The 20,692-nt window shown below is 50.5% G+C and carries 23 protein-coding genes; 22 read left to right on the top strand and 1 reads right to left on the bottom strand.

Annotation, left to right across the window (positions count from 1 at the left end; translation table 11 throughout):
* Positions 1 to 21 precede the first annotated feature (21 nt).
* The 6 genes from HFP08_RS03570 to HFP08_RS03545 all read left to right on the top strand — a co-directional run bounded on the left by HFP08_RS03570 (position 22) and on the right by HFP08_RS03545 (position 4,408).
* Positions 22 to 444 carry a DUF2487 family protein gene (locus tag HFP08_RS03570; RefSeq protein ID WP_168119136.1) on the top strand — a complete coding sequence of 141 codons (423 nt, stop codon included), beginning with the start codon at positions 22 to 24 and terminating at the stop codon, positions 442 to 444.
* Between the two features lie 242 nt (positions 445 to 686).
* Positions 687 to 1,223, top strand: a complete 537-nt coding sequence (locus HFP08_RS03565; RefSeq protein WP_168119135.1) for a Rieske (2Fe-2S) protein — start codon at positions 687 to 689, stop codon at positions 1,221 to 1,223.
* 16 nt (positions 1,224 to 1,239) lie between these two features.
* Positions 1,240 to 1,911 carry a menaquinol-cytochrome c reductase cytochrome b subunit gene (qcrB, locus tag HFP08_RS03560; protein WP_168119134.1) on the top strand — a complete coding sequence of 224 codons (672 nt, stop codon included), beginning with the start codon at positions 1,240 to 1,242 and terminating at the stop codon, positions 1,909 to 1,911.
* A gap of 18 nt (positions 1,912 to 1,929) precedes the next feature.
* Positions 1,930 to 2,787 (top strand): menaquinol-cytochrome c reductase cytochrome b/c subunit, encoded by an 858-nt coding sequence (locus HFP08_RS03555; RefSeq protein WP_168119133.1) that lies wholly within the window; start codon positions 1,930 to 1,932, stop codon positions 2,785 to 2,787.
* 70 nt (positions 2,788 to 2,857) lie between these two features.
* On the top strand, positions 2,858 to 3,490 hold the full coding sequence (locus HFP08_RS03550; RefSeq protein ID WP_168119132.1) for a DUF1405 domain-containing protein: 633 nt from the start codon (positions 2,858 to 2,860) through the stop codon (positions 3,488 to 3,490).
* 42 nt (positions 3,491 to 3,532) lie between these two features.
* Positions 3,533 to 4,408: a sporulation protein YpjB gene (locus HFP08_RS03545; RefSeq protein ID WP_168119131.1), complete on the top strand. Its 876-nt coding sequence runs from the start codon at positions 3,533 to 3,535 to the stop codon at positions 4,406 to 4,408.
* Between the two features lie 14 nt (positions 4,409 to 4,422).
* On the opposite strand, the gene HFP08_RS03540 is transcribed toward HFP08_RS03545, so the two are convergent.
* Complete coding sequence (locus HFP08_RS03540) at positions 4,423 to 5,286, bottom strand: YitT family protein (RefSeq protein ID WP_168119130.1); 864 nt, start codon at positions 5,284 to 5,286, stop codon at positions 4,423 to 4,425.
* A gap of 149 nt (positions 5,287 to 5,435) precedes the next feature.
* Between HFP08_RS03540 and HFP08_RS03535 the strand changes: the two genes are divergently transcribed.
* From HFP08_RS03535 to HFP08_RS03460, 16 genes are all read left to right on the top strand, one after another.
* A complete protein-coding gene (locus HFP08_RS03535) occupies positions 5,436 to 5,771 on the top strand; it encodes a nucleotide pyrophosphohydrolase (RefSeq protein WP_168119451.1) in 336 nt (111 codons plus the stop codon).
* 52 nt (positions 5,772 to 5,823) lie between these two features.
* Positions 5,824 to 6,363, top strand: coding sequence for a tetratricopeptide repeat protein (locus HFP08_RS03530; RefSeq protein WP_168119129.1), 540 nt, complete (start codon positions 5,824 to 5,826; stop codon positions 6,361 to 6,363).
* A gap of 6 nt (positions 6,364 to 6,369) precedes the next feature.
* Positions 6,370 to 7,176 carry a 4-hydroxy-tetrahydrodipicolinate reductase gene (gene dapB / locus HFP08_RS03525; protein WP_168119128.1) on the top strand — a complete coding sequence of 269 codons (807 nt, stop codon included), beginning with the start codon at positions 6,370 to 6,372 and terminating at the stop codon, positions 7,174 to 7,176.
* A 40-nt stretch (positions 7,177 to 7,216) separates the two neighbouring features.
* A complete protein-coding gene (locus tag HFP08_RS03520) occupies positions 7,217 to 7,636 on the top strand; it encodes a methylglyoxal synthase (RefSeq protein WP_168119127.1) in 420 nt (139 codons plus the stop codon).
* Positions 7,636 to 8,328 (top strand): bacillithiol biosynthesis deacetylase BshB1, encoded by a 693-nt coding sequence (bshB1, locus tag HFP08_RS03515; RefSeq protein ID WP_168119126.1) that lies wholly within the window; start codon positions 7,636 to 7,638, stop codon positions 8,326 to 8,328. The genes HFP08_RS03520 and bshB1 overlap by 1 nt, the downstream gene beginning before the upstream one ends.
* A 69-nt stretch (positions 8,329 to 8,397) precedes the next feature.
* Positions 8,398 to 9,555: an N-acetyl-alpha-D-glucosaminyl L-malate synthase BshA gene (bshA, locus tag HFP08_RS03510; RefSeq protein ID WP_168119125.1), complete on the top strand. Its 1,158-nt coding sequence runs from the start codon at positions 8,398 to 8,400 to the stop codon at positions 9,553 to 9,555.
* A 39-nt stretch (positions 9,556 to 9,594) separates the two neighbouring features.
* Positions 9,595 to 10,935: a CCA tRNA nucleotidyltransferase gene (locus HFP08_RS03505; RefSeq protein ID WP_168119124.1), complete on the top strand. Its 1,341-nt coding sequence runs from the start codon at positions 9,595 to 9,597 to the stop codon at positions 10,933 to 10,935.
* On the top strand, positions 10,925 to 11,911 hold the full coding sequence (locus tag HFP08_RS03500; RefSeq protein WP_168119123.1) for a biotin--[acetyl-CoA-carboxylase] ligase: 987 nt from the start codon (positions 10,925 to 10,927) through the stop codon (positions 11,909 to 11,911). The genes HFP08_RS03505 and HFP08_RS03500 overlap by 11 nt, the downstream gene beginning before the upstream one ends.
* A 275-nt stretch (positions 11,912 to 12,186) precedes the next feature.
* Positions 12,187 to 13,128: a 3-methyl-2-oxobutanoate hydroxymethyltransferase gene (gene panB, locus HFP08_RS03495; protein WP_168119122.1), complete on the top strand. Its 942-nt coding sequence runs from the start codon at positions 12,187 to 12,189 to the stop codon at positions 13,126 to 13,128.
* Complete coding sequence (gene panC / locus HFP08_RS03490; RefSeq protein ID WP_168119121.1) at positions 13,125 to 13,997, top strand: pantoate--beta-alanine ligase; 873 nt, start codon at positions 13,125 to 13,127, stop codon at positions 13,995 to 13,997. Before panB ends, panC begins: the two co-directional genes overlap by 4 nt.
* 5 nt (positions 13,998 to 14,002) lie before the next feature.
* The gene (panD, locus tag HFP08_RS03485) at positions 14,003 to 14,386 is read left to right on the top strand and encodes an aspartate 1-decarboxylase (RefSeq protein WP_168119120.1); all 384 of its coding nucleotides are present in this window, start codon (positions 14,003 to 14,005) and stop codon (positions 14,384 to 14,386) included.
* A 113-nt stretch (positions 14,387 to 14,499) separates the two neighbouring features.
* Positions 14,500 to 15,225: a tetratricopeptide repeat protein gene (locus HFP08_RS03480; protein ID WP_168119119.1), complete on the top strand. Its 726-nt coding sequence runs from the start codon at positions 14,500 to 14,502 to the stop codon at positions 15,223 to 15,225.
* A gap of 15 nt (positions 15,226 to 15,240) precedes the next feature.
* The gene (dinG, locus tag HFP08_RS03475) at positions 15,241 to 18,102 is read left to right on the top strand and encodes an ATP-dependent DNA helicase DinG (protein WP_168119118.1); all 2,862 of its coding nucleotides are present in this window, start codon (positions 15,241 to 15,243) and stop codon (positions 18,100 to 18,102) included.
* Positions 18,099 to 18,755 (top strand): redox-sensing transcriptional repressor Rex, encoded by a 657-nt coding sequence (locus HFP08_RS03470; RefSeq protein WP_168119117.1) that lies wholly within the window; start codon positions 18,099 to 18,101, stop codon positions 18,753 to 18,755. The genes dinG and HFP08_RS03470 overlap by 4 nt, the downstream gene beginning before the upstream one ends.
* Positions 18,736 to 20,037 (top strand): amidohydrolase, encoded by a 1,302-nt coding sequence (locus HFP08_RS03465; RefSeq protein WP_168119116.1) that lies wholly within the window; start codon positions 18,736 to 18,738, stop codon positions 20,035 to 20,037. Before HFP08_RS03470 ends, HFP08_RS03465 begins: the two co-directional genes overlap by 20 nt.
* Positions 20,037 to 20,576, top strand: coding sequence for a hypothetical protein (locus tag HFP08_RS03460; protein ID WP_168119115.1), 540 nt, complete (start codon positions 20,037 to 20,039; stop codon positions 20,574 to 20,576). Before HFP08_RS03465 ends, HFP08_RS03460 begins: the two co-directional genes overlap by 1 nt.
* The last annotated feature ends 116 nt before the right edge of the window (positions 20,577 to 20,692 follow it).

Genomic DNA, 20,692 nt, shown 5'->3' with positions numbered 1-20,692 from the left:
AGAGACAATAAGGAGGATTCAATGAAATTCAGCGAAGTGAAGCAAGAAGAATGGGAGCAGTTAAGGCCTTATCTCGACACCTGTCTTCTGCCGGTTACGGGCATGAGCGGGAGCGAAGCCCCCTATGAAGCGAGAGAGGCGCTGGAGAGACTGCGCGATATCATGGACTTGATTGAAGGTCCTTTCAGGGGCAGAGTCGTGACCTATCCCGCATCTCATTATCGGGTGCAGGGAGCAGAGGGAGCGGAGGCTTTGAATCATTGGTGCCTTGCTCTCAAGCAAAGCGGGTTCAAGCATGTGATCGTCATAACCGCGAACGAGAAGCTTTCCTTGCGCTGCGATGCTGCCGATTTGATCGTAAGACCGTTCGATGACGGCTCTCTTCCGGACAAAGCGGAAATTGCCGGCTTGATTAACCGGCTGTGGAATGGAAAGGCTTCCTGATTCGATCATTCCTTCCGTATAAAAGCGTCGAATTGTGGGGAAAACAAATGGCATAGCAGGTCAAATGTGACAAATTGATAACAAATTATTGAACGCGTTTTCCATAATGTCGCATTTATGACGTCATATTCTTGACGCTCCGAAACAGCTAGGCTATTATAAGTAATGTCCTAGTTCGTCGTGTGTTTTTTGCCATGCGGCAAGAAGCGATATATGGTTGGCAAAGGGGGTTAGAACAGAAGATGAGTAATCACGAACAGCATGATGCGGCGCATCGACCGGTTCAGCGCAAAGAAATGTCCCGGCGTCAATTTTTGTCATATACGCTTGGCGGCACAACTGCCTTTATGATGGGCGGCGCGGTATTGCCAATGGTACGATTTGCAGTTGATCCGCTTCTTAAGAAGAAGGAGAAGGCAGATTTCGTCAAGGTTGTGGAAGAGAGCAAGATCACAACGGAGCCGCAGGAATTTAAATTCAAAATTCATCAGGTAGACGGCTGGTATGAGAGCGACCCTGAGCTAGTAGCATGGATAACGAAGGACGCCAGCGGCAATATTTATGCGCTTTCGCCGATTTGCAAGCATCTCGGGTGCACCATCTCATGGAACACACTGGGTCAGAATGAATACAACTGCCCATGTCACGGAGCGCGTTATTCCATTAAAGGCAAGAACCTTGCAGTAGCGAATTACCCGCTTGACCAGTATGCATTGCAAATAGAAAATGGATTTGTGTATCTGGGCAGCATTCAACCGAACACAGAAGTTAAAGCTTAAGGAGGGCGTATTTCAGATGTTTAAAAACGTATACAACTGGATTGACGAACGTCTTGACATTACGCCGTTATGGAGAGATGTAGCGGATCATGAGGTGCCTGAGCATGTCAATCCCGCACATCATTTCTCAGCCTTTGTTTATTGCTTTGGCGGTCTGACGTTTTTTATTACGGTTATCCAGATTCTATCCGGCATGTTCTTGACCATGTATTATGTGCCTGACGTCATCAACGCTTATACGAGCGTCGACTTCTTGCAGCATCAGGTTGCATTCGGTCAAATCGTTCGCGGTATGCACCACTTTGGGGCAAGCCTCGTTATCGTCATGATGTTCTTACATACGCTGCGCGTTTTCTTCACGGGATCGTACAAGGCTCCGCGCGAGATGAACTGGGTTGTCGGGATGCTGATCTTCTTCATTATGCTCGGCCTTGGCTTCACAGGCTACCTGCTGCCATGGGACAACAAAGCTTATTTCGCAACAAAGGTCGGCGTGCAGATTGCTGCGTCCGTTCCTTACCTGGGACAATATATCTCCGAATTTTTGTACGGCGGGGATATCGTAGGCGCTCAGACGCTGACGCGATTTTTCGCGATTCACGTATTTTTCTTGCCAGGCGCGCTAATTGCTATGCTTGCAGCGCATTTCCTGATGATTCGCAGACAAGGTATTTCAGGACCGCTTTAAGCGAAGGGAGGACTACTTATGGGGCATGGACCTAAATCGAACGAGAAGGTTGTATTTGTCGGCGACTCCCGTGTAAAGCGCGGAAGCGGTTATCAAGTTCCGCCGGACTATACAGCTTATCCAGGGAAATCAGAAGCCTTCATACCGAACTTCCTGCTTAAGGAATGGATGGTTGGCTGCGTTGTTCTGGTTGGATTTCTGGTTTGGTGTATCGCGGAGCCGGCACCGCTCGGTTATCCGGCAGATCCGACAAACGGAGCATTCATACCGATGCCTGACTGGTACTTCTTGTTCCTGTATCAATTTTTGAAATATCCATATGTATCCGAGCAGTATGTCTTGCTCGGCACGATGGGCATTCCGGCTATTATGTTCGGCGGCCTTCTGCTGGCGCCTTTCCTTGACACAGGCAAGGAACGCCGCTTCTATCGCCGTCCGATCGCTTCGTCGCTAATGATGCTAACCGTTGCGGCATGTGTGTATTTGACAGTCGTATCTTGGGATCATTATCAGCACGAGCTTGAGGAGAACGGTCAGGTTCCGGAGCATATTGAGCGTGAAATGAAGGTTGAAGAAGCGCTTGAGAAAGGGTTGCCGCGTCCGAACTTTATGAAGAAGGCGGCGGCAATTATTGATGCTGACGATCCAATCGTGGAGACAGTCAGCGCGAATTGCATGGGCTGTCACGCGACGGATCTGAATGGTCAAGTCGGTCCGGCATTGCTGGGCATAGGTAATATACTTTCAACCGAAGAAATTGCGGAGACGATTACGAACGGCAAAGGCGGCGGAGCAATGCCAGCCTTCAAGGATCAATTGTCAACAGATGAAATCAATCAACTGGCAACATGGCTGTCCAAGCAAACGCAAGAGTAAGCAATGAAGTCAATACGAAACCTGATCGTACTCGCAGTACGATCAGGTTTTTTTTGAAAGGAAATGGGCTATGAATTTGGGATTTTTCCTCAGTAAAAGCTTTTTGCTTAACCGCAAATTTCTATGGCTGCTGTTCGTCTTCAATGTTGCGGGAACTGTATACGGATATATTTGGTATGGGAATCAGCTGGAATGGACAGCGGCGAACAAGCCTGCATGGATGCTTCCGTTTGTTCCGGATTCTCCTACATCGAGCTTGTTTTTCTCGATTGCGATTTTATATTTCCTGTTTCCGCTTCAGAGAGCGAATAAGCTTGCGACTGCGGGGCGCGCTGTTATTGAAGCGCTTGCGATCGTATGCTCGGTGAAATACGGGGTATGGGCGGTTTCGATGATTGTTGCCGGCACCTGGCTTGGCGACTCCTTGCCATGGACAAGCATCATGCTTGTTGTCTCCCATCTTGCGATGGCGGTAGAATCGATTCTGTACTTCCGATTCATGACGGCCGGAATCCCGGCTATCGTCGTCAGTGCTTGCTGGCTCCTGCTCAATGATGTCGTAGATTACACGCAGGATGTCTATCCGTGGCTTTCGAGAAGATTGACTGCGCATCTTGAGACCGTGAAGGCATTCACCTTCAGCCTGTCGATTATCAGTATTCTGATCGCCTCTCTTGTAGCTCGTTTGCGGTGGAAGGCATAAGGCGAAACGTACTCTCATAGATTAAGCTATGGGGGGATGTCCATGAAATCGCGATTTCTATTGCCTCTCGTCATTTGCTGCGCGATGACGACGGGATTGATCGGAGCCGTATGGGTGCAAGCGGCTCCAACAAGCCCGGTACAACAAAGCGAGGATGGAGTCTATCAAGAACTGCTCCGGATGGATCAGTCGGCAGCAGCCTTATATACGGCAGCCTATACGGGGAATCGGGCGGCGGTTTACGCGGAATTGCAGAAGCTGGGCAAGGTGATTGATCATGCGAATGTAAGGTTGTACGGAAGCGATGAAGGCTGGAAGGAGCTTGAAGCGGATATAGCGCGATTGAATGAACAATTCCAGGGAGCCTCTGGAAGCGATGGTTGGCTGGAACCCGCAGTTAGAATCAGACTCGCAGCCGATGCTTTGCTCTGGGACAAGCAGGGTTTGTGGCGTCAATACGAGGAGCTGCTGCTTAACGATCTGGCTGAGCTCAAGCAAGCCTGGCTGGGCGGTTCTGAGAACAGCCTGATGGCGGCTCAAGCGAGATTAATCGTCATGAACGCTCATGCGCGAAGGATGGAGACGGCGGCCAAGATGGCCGGCGATTCGATCCGGACAAACGAACTCATGTTCAGGCTTGATTATATCGCAACATTGTTCGAAGCGCAGAGCGGCGACGAGTCTCGTTCGAATCGAAGGTCGGAGATTGAAAAAGCGTTTGAAGGGATTCATAGCGCATTGGCCGGAATTTATCAAACCTCGGTGGATGCTGCAACTTCGCCAGTCATAACGCCTCCGGCGATTTCAGGCGGAACGCGCTGGGCGCTCTTTCTCGGCGCTGTTATATCCGCAGTGCTGACATGGATTGGCTGGCGCAAATACAAGCAAACGCCATATGGAATCAAATCATTGAAATAAAACAAGCAATTGCGCTACTCTTCTTTGAAGCCTTCGCCAAGCACATCATGCACATCGTTAATAACGATGAACGCACGGGGATCGACTATACGCGCAATCGTCTTCATTCGACGCACCTCTTGTCGTTGGACAACGCAATAGACGATTTCTTTCGTTTGGCCCGAGAAAGCTCCCCTTGCCGGCAACAGCGTTACGCCCCGTTCGAGCTCCCTCGTAATGGAAGCCGCGATTTCGCTTGCATGGTCGGATATAATGGAGAAGGCTTTGGCTGAATAGGCTCCGTCCTGAATGAAATCGATCAGCTTCGATGCGACGAATACGACGACAAGCGTATACAGTACCTTCTCCAGCGGGATGAAGATCAGTGACAACCCAATGATGCAAGCATCGGAGAACAGGATGATCTGCCCCATGCTTTTCCCTCGCCAACGGGATACAATTCTCGCCACGATATCAATGCCCCCCGTAGTGCCTCCATACCGGAATACGATGCCAAGTCCTGCCCCTAGCGCTACCCCGGCATACAAAGCCGCAAGCATGATATCCTTCTCGCTTCGGAATGGAACGATCCAGTTGCGAGCGATGAGCGCTTCCATCAAGGCCAGGAATAGAGATAAACCGGCGGTTCCGATGAGCGTATAGACGATCTGCCATTTGCTGAAGGCGCGCCAACCGAGCAGGAATAGAGGCAGATTGAGAAGAATCGTCAGCAGGGACAGCTTCCAACCGAACGCATAATGCAGCAGAATGGCCAGCCCGGTTACTCCGCCCTCCATTAATTCATTGGGAAGCACGAAATAATGAAGACCGAAGGCATAGATTGCCGCGCCTATCCATATTCCTGTGCTGTTTCGAATATGTATCCATAAGTTGCTCATCTGCGTAAATCCTCCCTTTTCAATAGCATTCGGTTATAGTATGTCTACTTTCCGCTATTCAAAAAACATTGATTTTCTTAAGAGCGTTGCGGTAACATAGACATGAACAGCCTATGCGGAGAGGATGCAGAACAATGTCTGGACATGCAATGCCGGAAAAATCATTAGCAGAAATACAACGCGAGGTTGATGCGTATATTTCGCAATTCAAGGAAGGTTACTTCAGTCCGCTCGCGTTGATGGCAAGAATGTCCGAAGAAGTCGGCGAGCTTGCGCGCGAAGTGAATCATTATTACGGCGAAAAGCCTAAGAAACAGAGCGAAGCCGAGAATACCGTAGAGATGGAGCTTGGCGATATTTTGTTCATTTTGTCTTGCTTCGCCAATTCGCTCGGGATTGATTTGACGGAAGCGCATAACAAGGTTATGAATAAATTCAATACCCGCGATGCAAATCGCTGGACAAGGAAAAGCGACGAACTGTAAACAGGCTCGCTACATATGCTGTACCATCACCCTGTACAAGGAGGATGGGCAGATGAATGGCGAGGAGTGCATTAACAAGGCTTATGAATATATTCTAATGAGCGATTTCGAAAGTGCTATTGAGTGGTTCGAGAAGGCCATCTCCTTGGAACCGAACAATGCGGAATTCTATCATAAATGCGCTGTTTCCTGCGCGAGAAGCTTGAAATGGTCGAAAGCGAAAATCTATGCGGATGCGGCTGAGCAGCTTCAACCGGACAATGAGGAATACCGCTATCATTCCGGGGTAATTCAATCCCGATTGCTCTTGGCGGAAGCGAATCTGCATTTGTCCACGACGCCTCCCGAGCTGAAGGAAGCAGCCGAGAAATTGATTGTGGCGATTTCACTCGATCCGATCAGCTTCGATGCTTATTATACGCTCGCTATGGTATATGCGGAGGAAGGAACACTTGATGAAGCGATCGTTCATGCCAGAGAAGCGTTGAAGCTTGACCCGCAGCACGCCGCTGCGCGCAGATTATTTGCGGATATAAGCCGCAAACGAAGAATGCAGCGGAATCGCTCTACGAAAAGAAGAGGAAAAGGATGAGAGAAGATGTCGACACAACGAATTAGAGTAGCAGTTACGGGAGCAAGCGGCAGAATGGGTAAAGAGGTTGTGAAGATGGTTCTGCAGGATGAGGCGCTCGAGCTGGTTGCGGCGGTGAACGCTTCATCCACTGGGATGGATGCCGGATTGCTTGCCGGAGCAGGCGAATCGGGCGTACTGACTCGCCAATCCCTTGAAGAAGCGCTGGCTCATGCCAATGCGGATGTGCTTGTGGATTTCACTGTGCCGCAAGCGGCATACAGCAACACAAGAACAGCAATCGAATATGGAGTTCGTCCTGTCATCGGGACTACGGGCTTCACGCCGGAACAGATCGTGGAACTGGACGAGCTATGCAAGCAGAAAGGCATTGGCGGACTTATTGCTCCCAATTTCTCGATCGGCGCCATTCTGATGATGAAATTCGCTGCGGATGCGTCAAAATATTTGCCAAATGTCGAAATTATTGAGTATCATGGAGATCAGAAGCTGGATGCTCCATCCGGCACATCGATTAAAACGGCTGAATTAATCTCGGAAGCTAGACGGGAGCTCCGTCAAGGCAATCCGAAGGAAGAGGAAGTCATAGAAGGAGCGAGAGGCGGCTACTATAACGGATTTCGCATACATAGCGTCAGATTGCCGGGCGTATTCGCGCAGCAAGAGGTGATCTTCGGAGGGGACGGACAAACCTTGAAAATTCGTCACGATTCCTATGATCGGGCCGGGTATATGCCGGGCGTGAATACCGCTGTGAAGAAGGTTATGACCTACAGCGGCTTGATTTATGGATTTGAACATATAATGGAATAATGATGGCGGCGATAAGCGCCAAGCTGGAGAGGGGAACGTCATGCTAAACATCGCTTTTATTGCCCATGATAGAAAGAAAGATGAGATGGTTAATTTCGTTATCGCTTATGAGCATGTATTCGTTCCGCATCAGTTGTATTCGACGGGAACAACTGGCATGCGAATCATGGAGGAGACGAAGCTTTCCATACACCGGTTTATGTCAGGTCCGCTTGGCGGCGATCAACAGATTGGAGCCATGGTGGCCAAGAACGAGATGGATTTGATTATTTTCCTGCGAGATCCGCTTATGGCTCAGCCGCATGAGCCGGATATTATCGCCTTGCTGAGACTTTGCGACGTGCAAGGCATTCCGGTTGCGACGAATGTCGCTACCGCGGAGTTGCTGGTGCGCGCACTGGATCGAGGCGATTTCGCATGGAGAGAGCTTGTGCATAAGTACAAGCCCGGTGAAGTCTGATGGATGCTCTTGATATTCTCATATTCGGAGCGCATGCGGATGATGCCGAAATCGGCATGGGCGGCACGATTGCCAAGCATGTTGAAGCCGGATATCGGGTCGGCGTATGCGATTTGACCCAGGCCGAGATGTCATCGAACGGCACCGTGGAGCTGAGGCGGCGTGAAGCTGCCGAAGCATCTGCGGTGCTTGGCTTGTCTAGTCGAACGAATCTGCAGCTTCCCGATCGCGGATTAGATGGATCTCCTCATCAGATTGAAGCGATCGTTGTTGAAATTAGAAGGACGAAACCAAGGCTCGTCTTTGCTCCTTATTGGGTGGATCGTCATCCGGATCATGTAAGCTGCAGTAAGTTAATCGAGGAAGCTGTCTTTAACAGCAAGCTGCGAAATTATATGAGCGAACTCCCTCCCGTTCAGGTGACGGAGCTGATCTATTATTATATAAACGATTCAGAAGAGGTTAGTCTGACGGTCGATATTACCGCCAGCTACGAGAAGAAGCGCAGAGCGCTGCAAGCATACCGCTCTCAATTCGAAAGGTCCGCAAGCGCGGAATCGGTCGAGACGCCGCTTACGCAACGTTACGTGGAACGGGTGGAGGCAAGAGATTCCTTGCTGGGTCAGAGGATGGGCTGCGCTTACGCCGAAGGCTTTGCGATCAAGCGACCGCATGGCATTGCATTATTTTGACAAGACGTACAGCCTTCCTTGAATACAATAGCATTGAAGCAGCATAGCGCAGGAGGTGCGAATGAAGAGATGAAAAAACTTAAGATTGGAATAACCTGTTATCCGTCTCTGGGCGGTTCAGGCGTTGTTGCAACCGAGCTGGGCAAGCTTCTGGCCGAGCGCGGCCATGAAATTCATTTCATTACGCATAGCATGCCGTTCCGATTGGGCAAATATCATAAAAATATTTTCTACCACGAAGTCGAGGTTAACGATTATTATGTGTTTAAATTTCCGCCTTATGATTTGAATTTGGCGAACAAGATGGCTCAGGTTGCGAAGATGCAAAATCTGGATTTGCTGCATGTTCATTATGCGGTGCCTCATGCCGTATGCGCTTATCTCGCCAAGGAAATGATGGGAAATGGATTGAAGACGGTAACAACGCTGCACGGCACGGATATTACGGTGCTGGCGCAGGATGAGTCTCTGAAGGACTTGATTCGTCTGGCTATTCATAAGAGCGACGGGGTTACGGCTGTCTCAAATGATCTTATACGGGAGACGAGAAGCTTGCTGGACATTCTGACGCCTATAGATTTGACCTATAATTTCGTGGACAAACGAGTTTATTATCCGCGTGATGTTACGAATATCCGTTCAGACTTCGCGTTGCCGAATGAGAAAATACTTATGCATATCTCCAATTTCCGGCCGGTGAAGCGCGTTGGCGATGTGATCGATATATTCGATCGCGTTTCGAAACGCATTCCAGCCAAGCTGCTGCTTGTCGGCGAGGGGCCGGAGCTGTCGAAAATTCAATGCCAGATCAATAAGCTGGGACTGGCCGACCGCGTTCACTTTCTGGGCAAGCAGGAGGATGTCGCTCAAGTCATTTCACTTGCGGACGTCTTGCTGCTGCCTTCCGAGAAAGAGAGCTTCGGCTTGGTCTCGCTCGAAGCTATGGCCTGCGGCGTGCCTACCATCGGCTCGAATGCCGGCGGAATTCCCGAGCTCGTGACGCATGGCGAGACCGGATTCCTCTCTCCATTCGGCGATGTGGAATCGATGTCCGAGAATGCGATCCGGTTATTGACGGATCCTGTATTGCACGCGACCTTCAAGGAAGCTTGTCTGAAGCGCGCGAGGCATGAATTCTGCAATGACAGCATCACGGCACAATATGAAAACATTTATTACCGCGTGCTTGGCGTCGATACGCGGGTCGAAGTTCCGGTTTGCGAATAGGATATTGATCGTAAAGGTTGTGAGAAAGGAGAGGCTTTCATGAAGCTTTGTCTGACGGAGGGAATGCGAGCTGCCCTGCCGGTGCTTAACCTGCTGCAGAATCAAGGTTACGAAGCGGTATTCGTCGGCGGAGCGGTTCGAGATCTCCTTCTTGAACGCCCAGTGAATGATATTGATATTGCGACTTCGGCAAGGCCGGAGGAAGTGATGAAGTTGTTTCCGAAATGTATACCGACCGGGCTTCAGCACGGAACGGTAACAGTTTTGCTGGAGGGCGCTTCTTACGAGATAACCACCTTTCGAAGGGAAGCAGCTTATGAGCATTACCGCAAGCCGTCAGAGGTAAGTTTTATCCGCGACCTTGACGGAGATTTGTTAAGGCGCGATTTTACCATGAACGCCATGGCCGCGCAGGCAGACGGGACTTTGTACGATCCTTATCAGGGACGGGGTGATCTGCTCGCGAAGAAGCTGCGCTGCGTAGGCGCTGCGGAAACCCGATTCCAAGAGGATGCGCTGCGGATGCTTCGCGCGATTCGATTTATCGGTTCGTACCGATTAACGCCAGCGCTTTCGGCATGGCGCGCGCTTCGGAAGCATCGTCCCCTGCTGAAGTTCATCGCCATGGAGAGAGTGGAAGCCGAGTTGTCGAAGATGCTGGAGAGCGACGAGACGCTTCGGGGCTTGACATGGCTTGCGGCCAGTCGGTTGCTTGAGCACACCAAAGAACCGATATTTGATCGCAAAAGCTTATCGAAGCTGTTGTATTGGCAAAGAAGGCGAGCCTATCCCTATCGCAAGCGAGACGGGGATATCGAAGCTAATCGCTTCGCGATGCTGAATGAGCTCTCTCAAGGGGAGGATAAGCTGGTCTGCATGATTCTTCTATTGGAGCTGGATGAATCTGCGACAATACGGATAGCGGAGGCTTTGCGATTTTCCAAGGGACGCAAGGCCTTCCTTCTGTCTGTATGGCGCATTCACGAGAGTATGCTTAAGACGAATGGAGAAGCGGAGGAAGCGCTGAATGAACGCTGGAGGGAATGCGTTCTGCGATTCGGCGAGGAGGCCTGCCTCGTTTGGCTGCGGCTCTTCCCAATTGTGAAGGGTAAGATCGATACGGAAACTTCGGAATACAGCATAGGTCGATTTGGCTCGATGTTGGAACAAATGCCGATAAAGCAACTGAAAGAATTGAACGTAAACGGCTCGGAGCTCTCCAATTTTTTGGGACGTCCAGCCGGACCCTGGATGAAAGCATTGCTGCAAACGCTATTGCGCATGGCAGCTTCGGGTCGGCTTCCAAACGAGAAGATCGCATTATTAACCTTTGCCGAGAAGTGGAACGAACAGAAACAGGGGGAAGACAATGATGAGTAATGAAGCCTTGATGGAGCTGTTCCGCGAAAGCGGCAATGATTATCTATCCGGTGCGTTGATTAGTCAAAAGCTCGGCATTAGCCGCACAGCCGTATGGAAGCAAATACGCAAGCTTGAGACAGCGGGCTATGAATTCGAGGCATCGACAAAGCTTGGCTATCGTCTGCTCTTCGAACCGGACAAGCTGTATAAAGCGCGCATTCGCGATTGCATCGCATCCTCCACCGACCGTTTCGGACAGGAGCTGCTCTATGAAGAGGAGGTCCCGTCCACTCAGAATATTGCCAGAGCCATGGCGGAGGAGGGAGCTCCAGAAGGCGTGCTGGTCGTTGCGGATCAACAAACAAACGGCAGAGGACGCATGGGCCGAGCCTGGACTTCGCCGAATGGCAAAGGCATCTATATGAGTCTGATCCTAAAACCCTTTGTACCCATTCATTGCGCGCCGCAGTTGACTTTGTTGACGGCCGTTGCGCTATGCCGAAGCTTGAGAAGAATAACGAAGCTGGAGCTGGGCATCAAATGGCCGAATGATCTCTTATGCTCCGGCAAGAAGATTAGCGGTATATTGCTCGAATCGGCCGCGGAGGATGATCGGTTGAAATACGTAATTGCAGGAATAGGCATCTCCGTAAATATGACAGAGAAGGATTTTCCGGAAGAGACGTTAGCGGTCGCGACCTCGCTTCGCATGGCCGCCGGGGCTTCCTTCGACAGAGCGTTAATCATTGCTGACTTCCTGAGTGAATGGGAGCAGCTATACGATTTGTTCCAAGAGGACGGTTTCCGCTCGATTGCTTCTTTATGGGAGTCTTTGTCGGTTACGATCGGCAAGCGCGTGAGCCTGAGAACGCCCCAAGGCGTTATTATCGGAACCCCGGAAGGACTCGACGAAAGCGGAGCTTTGCGCATCCGAAGAGATAACGGCGAGACGGCGTCAATCTTCTCTGCCGAAATGGGCGAACCTTTATCTTAAACGGTTCAGGTGAAATACACATTTACGAATTGTCGGAAATTTGTTAGAATAAGAACGAAGTACGGAACAATGCAGGCGGTATTCTTCGGAAGCTGCACTGTGAATGTTCACAGCAATTCGTCAATATTTGTCATGCAATTCTGCTCTGAGCCGCTTGGACCGAGACAGAAGGAAGCATCGTGCGAGAAAAGTTTCCTTTTATGTGCGCGGACCTTCATAGCTGCGGCTAAAAGGTTTTTTTTGTGTTTAGAATAGCGTATAAGGGGATGAAGCTGATGAGGAAACGACTGACGATTTCAAGCCTGCAGAAGATGAAGCAGGAGCGCAATGCGATTTCCGTTGTAACGGCTTATGATTATCCTTCCGCGAAGCTCGCGGAGGAGGCGGATATCGATATCATTCTGGTCGGAGATTCGCTTGGAAATGTGGTTTTGGGCTATGATTCGACGATCGGCGTAACGATCGACGATATTGTCTATCATACAAGAGCTGTCGCGAGAGCGGCAACACATACATTCATTGTGGCGGATATGCCGTTCATGACCTATGGCATAACGAAAGAGCAAACCATGCAGCATGCGGCCCGCATTATGCAGCAAGGAGGCGCGCAGGCGGTTAAGCTTGAAGGCGGCGAGGAAGTCGCAGGGGATGTCAAAGCTTTGGTAAAGGCGGGTATTCCGGTAATGGGGCATATCGGTCTCACGCCGCAATCGGTGCATCAGTTAAGCGGTTATAGGATTCAAGGAAAGCAAGACAAGGATATCGACCGTTTGGTCAAAGACGCTTTGGCGTTAGAGGAAGCAGGCGCATTCAGCATCGTTATCGAGTTGATGACCGAACGAGCGTCGGCCGAAATTAGCAGCAAGCTTTCAATCCCGACGATCGGAATCGGCGCTGGACGACATTGCGATGGACAGGTGCTTGTTTTCCACGATCTGTTGCAGTACGGCTCGGAAAGTCATCCGAAACGCTTTGTCAAGACATATGCGGATATCGGTTCTTCGATAAGAGAAGCGATCTCTTCCTATGTGAAGGAAGTGAAGACGAAGCAATTTCCCGCCGAGGAGCATGCCTTTAGTCCCGAGTCGGCGTCTCCTGCCAGCTTGTACGGCGACGGATCCAGCTCCGAGCTTCCGGGCAAATCGGAAAAGTCCGAGTCCGCTCAAGAGTCGCGCAGCGAGCAGCTTCAGTCATTGAAGGAGGAACGCATACGATGAAGGTATGCCGTACCAAGCAAGAATTGAAGCGGGAATTGAAGGAGAGAAGGAAGGGCGGCTACTCACTCGGATTGGTTCCGACGATGGGTTTTCTGCATGAAGGTCACGCTTCGCTGCTTAGAAGGGCAAGGGCGGAGAATGATATCGTTGTTTTGAGCATCTTCGTCAATCCGCTGCAGTTCGGTCCGAATGAGGATTTTGACCGCTATCCCAGGAATGAAGCAAAGGATTTGGCTATTGCAGCGGAGCAGGGCGCTGATCTTGTTTTTGCCCCGACTGTGGAGGAGATGTATCCGAGCAAGCCTCTGACGAATTTGAAGGTCGAACATATAACAGAGCGGCTTTGCGGAGCGTCCAGACCCGGACATTTCGACGGAGTAGGGGTTGTTGTAAGCAAGCTGTTTCATCTGACGGCGCCTGACAAGGCATATTTCGGTATGAAGGATGCCCAGCAAGCCGCCGTTATTGAGCAGATGGTGCTTGATCTGGATTTTGACCTCGAAGTGGTTAAATGCGATATCGTAAGGGAGCCCGACGGTCTGGCGCTCAGTTCGCGCAATGTCTATCTAACCGCTGAGCAGCGTCAACAGGCGGTCGTGCTATCCCGCACGCTTGCCGCTGCTGAAGGCTGGCTGCAAGACGCCGACCTGACAATTGAGGATGTCATGGCGAAGGTAAGAGATGCGATTGAGGAGGCCGAGCAGGCCGTCATCGATTATGCGGAGCTGCTCCATTATCCGTCGCTCGAGGAGATCGATCCAGGGATGAGAACAGCCGCCACTGAAGGACAACTCATAATGGCGCTCGCAGTCAAATTCGGCGCAACAAGATTAATTGATAATCAACTCTATGCATGGGAGCGGGGGTAACGGCTATGTTTCGAACATTAATGAAATCCAAGCTTCACAGAGCAACTGTCACTGAGGCGAATCTGAATTATGTTGGCAGCATTACAATCGATGAAGATTTGATGGATGCGGCCGATTTGCTCGAGAATGAGAAAGTCCAGATTGTAAACAACAACAACGGAGCCCGGTTTGAAACCTATGTCATCACCGGCGAGAGAGGTTCAGGCGTCATCTGTCTGAACGGAGCGGCGGCGCGATTGGTGCAGCCTGGCGATTCCGTCATCATTATCTCCTACGCGCTTATGTCGAACGAAGAAGCAAAGACGCATAAACCGATTATTACCATACTGGACAGCGAGAACAAGCCGCTTCAGAAATTAAATGAAGAGCTGCATGCTACTGTGCTCTAATCGCTTTTCTGCTTCCTCCCTTATGTAACGGCTGGATGGCTGAATGAAAACGAGGCTGTAAACAAAAAATGACCGTATCGCTCCTTCATCCAAAGCGAAAGGCGGGATACGGAATGTTTCAGCATATGTTCTCATCCATGACAGAGGTTCTGGACGGCATCATCGAGCAATATCCTGAAGCCAGCGATCAAGAGCGCGTTTGCTTGCATGAACAGCTCCATCAGCTTAAGAAGCTAAGCGATACGTTTGTCGAGCATTGGCTTGCCTTCGAGGAAAAATTTACGGAATTTAATGATCATTTAACCGGCTTGACGAACACTGTTGATCTCGGGAAGCCGCTTCTTGCAGCAGATCCGGCGGCGCCTGCGCAGACAGCGGCGAATGCGATGAAATGCAGTGAATCCGATCTTCATATTCCCGATGAAGCGGCAGACATGATGAATAAAGGTCAGGGCTATTATAAATTATTTATGTTTCATAACGCGGCTCCGCTGTTCCAATCGGTTCTGTCTGTTGCTCCCGAATGCAATATGGCAAGATTGTTTCTGGGCATGAGCGAGATGCATTTGCAGCACTGGAGCGAGGCAGAACGACATTTCGGCTTGTTGATTCGGCTTTCCCACTTTCCAAAATGGCTCGCTTTAGGCTATAATGCCCTTGGCTGCATTCAAGCCGTCAAGCTTAACATGACGCATGCGGAGCAGCTTTTTCAGAAAGCGTACGAGATTTATCCGGCATTTGCAGATTCATTGAATAATTTGCAAAGCTTGAAGTCAACACAAAGCGCGCCGGGGCATTTATCGTTATATTTCGGCAGTACGGAGCTGTGCTGTTTGTGAGAGGAACGGGGATGAATGAATTACGCAATATTGGATCTGGAAACGACTGGACACGGGACAGAGGACGAAATGATTCAAGTCGGAGCAGTCATTGTATCCGAAGAACTTGAAATTATTCATTCTTTTCATTCCTTTGTGAAGCCGACGATTGAAATTCCGCCATTCATAACCCAGCTTACGGGAATTACGGAAGAAACCGTCGCCGACGCGCCAGAGGCAGGCGATGTGCTGCTAGCATTGATTCCCTTGCTGGAGGATGCGGTGCTTGTAGCTCATAATGTCGGCTTCGATCTGGGTTTCCTGAATCAATCTCTGGATCGATCCGGTTACCTTCCCTTCACGGGACGCCGACTCGACACCATCGAGTTTCTTCGTATTCTTTATCCTTCGATAACGACTTATCAGTTGGGAGCCGTAGCGGAGTTGTTTGGCGTGAAGCATGACAGGCAGCATCGCGCGGACAGCGATGCTTTGGCAACGGCTCATATCTTCATCGAATGTGTAAAGAAGCTCCGCTCCATGCCGCTGCTGACCGTGCAGCGGCTGTCTTCATTAATAGACGAAAGCAAGGATATACATTGGTTTCTGAAAGAAACGGAGCGAATGATGGAGCTGCGGCTGTTCGAAACGCAGGATGTTGATTTTCACCGGCAATTCGCGCTCAAAGTTCGGGAATGGAATGAAGAAAAGCCGGCAAGAGAGGAGACGCTTTCCGCGGATCAAGGATGGGAAGGCATGACCTTCGAGCAATATCTGGCTGAGGTGAAGCGCCGATTTCAAGAGAAATTCGAGCATTATGAGGAACGCGATTCGCAGAAGGAAATGTTCCACAGCGTCTTCGAAGCGCTTAGCCATGATCAGCATCTGCTCATTGAAGCGGGAACGGGAACGGGTAAATCGTTGGGCTACTTAATTCCCGCGCTTTATTATGGCGTGAGCACCGGTCAGAAAATCGTTGTAAGCACGCATACGATTAACCTGCAGGAGCAGCTTCGAGGGCGGGATATCCCCCTGCTCGAGGAAGTATTGCCGTTCCCTTTCCGGGCTTCAATCTTCAAGGGAAGAGGCAATTATTTGTGCTTGCGCAAATTCGAGGGGAAAATCAATGCAAGAGATCTGGCTTCGCCGATCGATGACGCGATTACAGCCGCTCAGATGGTCGTATGGCTCGGCGAAACGGAAACAGGCGATCAGGAAGAGCTCAATTTCGGCTCCAAAGGATCGGAGTTCTGGTCTACTGTGTCTAGCGACGCCGATTCATGCTTGAATCGGGCTTGTCCTTGGTTCAAGCGCTGTTATTACCACCGGGCGAAGCATGAATCGAATGTGGCGGATGTGTGCATTACGAATCATTCCATGCTGTTCACGGATGTTCAGGCCGATCATCGTTTGCTGCCCTCTTACAATCATCTCATTATTGACGAGGCTCATCATGTTGAAGAGGTGGCAGGCAAGCATCTCGGTATGAATATTCATTATTTCTCGCTCGTGCAATCGCTTATTCGCTTACATAAGGATTCCCGCAGCGGATTATTGCCTTTGCTGAGGCTTAGGCTGCAGGATGAGGTTGATGAGCACAAGGATGCCTGGTTGGAGACAATCGACACGATCATTCCGCAATTCAATGAGTTGCGAGAGCACTGGGACAAGCTGTTCGAGCTGCTCTACGACGCCGCTTCAAGAGGAGCGGATGCCGCTGGCGACAATGGTTCCGTGGTGGCTAGATTAAGGCAAGCCGAGCTTCCCGCAGGCTGGGATGATATCGCTGCCGCAGAGAATAACATACACGTGGACTTGGGCAGAATGTGCCGCACGATGGAGAAGCTTCTAAGCGACATTAAAGATCGGGCGGATGAATTGTCCATTCAAGCCGTGTTGACCGATTTGAATGGTCTTGTTCGGGATTTGGTTCGCGTGAAAGACGAGCTTCGCCTGTTCATCAAAGCGGATGACTCGGACTTCGTATTCTGGATTGAAGCAAGCCAGAATTATCGCTTTCGTTCCGTGCAGCTTTTCGCCGCTCCTGTAGATGTAAGCGCCAAGCTTCAGAAGTATTTTTTCGATGTGAAGGACAGCATTATTCTTACTTCCGCTACTCTTACGGTGCAAAAAACATTCCAGTATGCCGAGGAGCAGCTTGGCTTAAGCGGCTACGAGGAGCAAGGCAAGCTAAGGACCGCGCAGCTGTCGTCTCCGTTCAATTACCGGGAGCAGGCGCTGGTCGTTATCCCGCGGGATTTCCCCGTGCTGAAGGGCGCAGTTGTTCATGCAGCTTACGTAGAGAAGCTGGTGCAATCGCTGTCCGATACTTCCAAGGAAACGAAGGGTAGAATGCTGGTGCTGTTCACTTCCTACAAAATGCTAAAAGGCGTGTATGAGCCATTGAAGCAAAAACTGGAGGGAAGCGGAATTTCATTGCTCGGCCAAGGGATTGACAGCAATAACCGAACCAAGCTTACCAGACGATTCCTGCAGCAACCCAAATCGGTTTTGCTTGGTACAAGCTCCTTCTGGGAAGGCGTCGACATTCCCGGCGAGGCGTTAACCTGTCTTGCGATTGTCAGACTGCCGTTCCAACCTCCGAATCATCCGCTGCTGGAGGCGAAGGCCGAGCTGTTGCAGAAGCAGAAGCAGAATCCGTTCATGAAGCTGTCGATACCCGGGGCGGTTATACGTTTCAAGCAAGGCTTTGGCAGGCTGGTCCGCACGACACAGGACAAGGGCATCGTTATTATCTACGACACGAGAGTAATAGATACGTATTACGGGAAGCATTTCCTTTATTCCCTGCCCGGCCCCAAGATCGAGACGATGTTCACGGATCAAATGGTGCCGCGCATTCGGGAATGGCTGGAGAAGGGAGCGGATACCGAATGAAACAAAATAGAATTTCAGAGGCGGTCGTCAGAAGACTTCCGATTTATTTGCAGGTGTTGAATGAATTAAGCGTCAGAGAGATCCAGACCGTATCTTCGCAGGAGCTCGGCGTCAAGCTCGATCTGAATCCGGCCCAGATACGCAAGGATCTTGCTTATTTCGGTGAATTCGGACGAAAGGGCATCGGTTACGACATTATGTATCTCATCGATAAGATCAGGCAAATACTCAAGGTAAACCAGACGATTAAGGTCGCGCTTGTGGGTGCGGGCAATCTCGGTCACGCCCTGTGCAATTATAACAAATATTCGAAAGACAATATGCAAATTACGGCCGTTTTCGATGTTCATCCAAGCAAGATCGGCAGCAATATCAATAATCTGGTGGTGCAGCCGATCAGCGAGCTGGCCGAGACGGTGGCCCAGCAGAATATTCGCATCGGCATCATATCGGTGCCCGCCTTCGAAGCGCAGAATGTGGCGAATCAATTCGCCGAAGCCGGGATAGAGGGCATCTTGAATTTCGCACCTGCGATTATTCGGGTTCCGGATGATATTCGCATCCACCATGCCGATTTTACGAAAGAGCTGCTGAGCTTGGCTTACTATTTGAATCATAAAGGAGAGGAAGACGATGAACCGGCTTTGGATTGAGAACGGAACATTCGTGACGATGGACGATGCTGCGCCCGTATTGAAAGGTCATATGGTTATCAAAGACGACCGCATCGTGTATCTTGGCGCCGAGGCGCCACAGCCTGTGGGAGAAGATGTGACCAAATTGGACGGCAGCAAGCTCGTCTTCATGCCAGGTCTTGTCAACACGCATGGCCATGCGGCGATGTCGCTGCTGAGAGGCTATTCGGATGATGAGAATTTGCAGGTATGGCTGCAAGAGAAAATGTGGCCGATGGAGGGCAAATTCGTGGATGGGGATACACGGGCCGGATCCGCGCTGGCCATCAGCGAAATGCTGCGAAGCGGCACAACCCTGTTCGTCGATATGTATGACCGAATGGACATCGTGGCGGAGGAAACGGAGAAAAGCGGCATTCGGGGCATGTTGACAAGAGGCGTCATCGGTCTGTGCCCGGAGGCTGTTCAAGATGCGAAGCTGAGCGAAGCGATTGCGTTCGCGAGCAACTGGAACGGCAAGGCCGAAGGGCGAATCTCTACGATGCTGTCGCCGCATGCGCCGTATACTTGTCCGCCGGCATATATCGAACGTTTCATCCAGGCGGCGACCGAACTCGACCTGCCGCTGCATACACATCTGTCCGAAACTCGAGCTGAAGTGGAGCAGCATGTAAAGGAATACGGCATGCGCCCCGTAGAGCATCTTGACCGGTTGGGTTTTTTCTCCCGGCCTTCGCTCGTCGCTCACGCTGTTCACTTGAACAACGAAGAAATCGCATTGCTGGCGGCGAGAGAGGTTTCGGTTTCCCATAATCCTGTCAGCAACCTTAAGCTCGCAAGCGGCGTAGCAAGGCTGCCAGACCTGTTAAAGGCGGGAGTGAACGTATCTTTGGGGACGGACAGCGCGGCAAGCAACAATAATCTGGATTTGTTCGAAGAGATTCGACTTTCCGCCTTGCTTCATAAAGGCGTTTCCGGCGATCCTACCGCGATTCCCGCTTGGCAGGCTCTCAAGCTGGGCACTGTCCATGGAGCGTCGGCTTTATGGAAAAGTGATGAGCTTGGCATGCTGCGCGAGGGAATGAAGGCAGACTTTATCGCCATCGATACCGATCAGCCGCATTTCTTCCCCATGACGGATATCGTGTCCCATCTTGTCTATTCGGCATCAGGACGAGATGTAAGGCATGTGTGGATCGATGGAGTTCAAGTGTTGCGGGATCGAGAGTGCTTACTGATGGATGAAGAGAAAATCCGATTCGAAGCTCAAGCTTGCTTCGAGCGGTTGCTGACCCGATAATGCGCGCTGCGAGCAAGAGAAGACCGCCGATCATAAGCTTGAAGAAGAGCTTGCTGCTTCTTCTCGCATTTCTGGTGACCGTCAGCGTGTGGTTCATCTTCTATCTTCGGGATATTCAAGAACCGCAACGCCAAGAAGCGGATCTCGTTAAAAGCTGGAGCGTCAATCAGGAGCGTTTGAAATCTATTGACGATGTTCTCAAGCATATTTGGGAGGATACGACTTGGATTGTCCAGGGCGAGAATGAAGAAGGAGAGAAGGTGTTTTTGTTCGAGAGAGAGCAGGAGCTGCTCGTTCAGGTGAAAGCATCCGAAGCATTATCGAAGGAGCAAATGGAAGCCAGGTTCAAGCAATCGAAGCCGCAAGCCGAAATTGTTCGAATTACGCCCGGCTTCTATAACAACGCGCCGATCTGGGAAATTTATTATAAGCAAAATGAGGGGAACGGCGGCGTTCACGCTTATTATGCTTTCTATTCCTTCGACCTGCAAGGAAGCTTGCTTCAAACCTATATACTGCCGGCCAAAGCGGGACTGTGAAGTCCCGTTTCCTGTTTTTACACCCGCAATTTGATGTATAAATATGATATACTATCGTATAGCAAAGGTGATATATGATTGTAATGAATATTAATATACTCTAATTGCAGGAGGGA

The organism is Paenibacillus sp. HB172176, from assembly GCF_011947265.1.
Taxonomy (GTDB): Bacteria; Bacillota; Bacilli; order Paenibacillales; family Paenibacillaceae; genus Pristimantibacillus.
The sequence above is the reverse complement of the archived record's forward strand: the minus strand, read 5'-3'. Positions and strand labels throughout refer to the sequence as shown.

Excerpts from the sequence above, each read along its gene's own strand:
- HFP08_RS03505 (WP_168119124.1), top strand. The coding sequence starts at position 9,595 with ATGAAGCTTTGTCTGACGGAGGGAATGCGAGCTGCCCTGCCGGTGCTT.
- HFP08_RS03565 (WP_168119135.1), top strand. The coding sequence starts at position 687 with ATGAGTAATCACGAACAGCATGATGCGGCGCATCGACCGGTTCAGCGC.
- panD (WP_168119120.1), top strand. The coding sequence starts at position 14,003 with ATGTTTCGAACATTAATGAAATCCAAGCTTCACAGAGCAACTGTCACT.
- HFP08_RS03480 (WP_168119119.1), top strand. The coding sequence starts at position 14,500 with ATGTTTCAGCATATGTTCTCATCCATGACAGAGGTTCTGGACGGCATC.
- bshA (WP_168119125.1), top strand. The coding sequence starts at position 8,398 with ATGAAAAAACTTAAGATTGGAATAACCTGTTATCCGTCTCTGGGCGGT.
- HFP08_RS03545 (WP_168119131.1), top strand. The coding sequence starts at position 3,533 with ATGAAATCGCGATTTCTATTGCCTCTCGTCATTTGCTGCGCGATGACG.
- dinG (WP_168119118.1), top strand. The coding sequence starts at position 15,241 with ATGAATTACGCAATATTGGATCTGGAAACGACTGGACACGGGACAGAG.
- HFP08_RS03530 (WP_168119129.1), top strand. The coding sequence starts at position 5,824 with ATGAATGGCGAGGAGTGCATTAACAAGGCTTATGAATATATTCTAATG.
- HFP08_RS03550 (WP_168119132.1), top strand. The coding sequence starts at position 2,858 with ATGAATTTGGGATTTTTCCTCAGTAAAAGCTTTTTGCTTAACCGCAAA.
- panC (WP_168119121.1), top strand. The coding sequence starts at position 13,125 with ATGAAGGTATGCCGTACCAAGCAAGAATTGAAGCGGGAATTGAAGGAG.
- HFP08_RS03520 (WP_168119127.1), top strand. The coding sequence starts at position 7,217 with ATGCTAAACATCGCTTTTATTGCCCATGATAGAAAGAAAGATGAGATG.
- HFP08_RS03570 (WP_168119136.1), top strand. The coding sequence starts at position 22 with ATGAAATTCAGCGAAGTGAAGCAAGAAGAATGGGAGCAGTTAAGGCCT.
- HFP08_RS03470 (WP_168119117.1), top strand. The coding sequence starts at position 18,099 with ATGAAACAAAATAGAATTTCAGAGGCGGTCGTCAGAAGACTTCCGATT.
- HFP08_RS03535 (WP_168119451.1), top strand. The coding sequence starts at position 5,436 with ATGCCGGAAAAATCATTAGCAGAAATACAACGCGAGGTTGATGCGTAT.
- HFP08_RS03465 (WP_168119116.1), top strand. The coding sequence starts at position 18,736 with ATGAACCGGCTTTGGATTGAGAACGGAACATTCGTGACGATGGACGAT.
- qcrB (WP_168119134.1), top strand. The coding sequence starts at position 1,240 with ATGTTTAAAAACGTATACAACTGGATTGACGAACGTCTTGACATTACG.
- dapB (WP_168119128.1), top strand. The coding sequence starts at position 6,370 with ATGTCGACACAACGAATTAGAGTAGCAGTTACGGGAGCAAGCGGCAGA.
- HFP08_RS03500 (WP_168119123.1), top strand. The coding sequence starts at position 10,925 with ATGATGAGTAATGAAGCCTTGATGGAGCTGTTCCGCGAAAGCGGCAAT.
- HFP08_RS03540 (WP_168119130.1), bottom strand. The coding sequence starts at position 5,286 with ATGAGCAACTTATGGATACATATTCGAAACAGCACAGGAATATGGATA.
- HFP08_RS03555 (WP_168119133.1), top strand. The coding sequence starts at position 1,930 with ATGGGGCATGGACCTAAATCGAACGAGAAGGTTGTATTTGTCGGCGAC.
- HFP08_RS03460 (WP_168119115.1), top strand. The coding sequence starts at position 20,037 with ATGCGCGCTGCGAGCAAGAGAAGACCGCCGATCATAAGCTTGAAGAAG.
- bshB1 (WP_168119126.1), top strand. The coding sequence starts at position 7,636 with ATGGATGCTCTTGATATTCTCATATTCGGAGCGCATGCGGATGATGCC.
- panB (WP_168119122.1), top strand. The coding sequence starts at position 12,187 with ATGAGGAAACGACTGACGATTTCAAGCCTGCAGAAGATGAAGCAGGAG.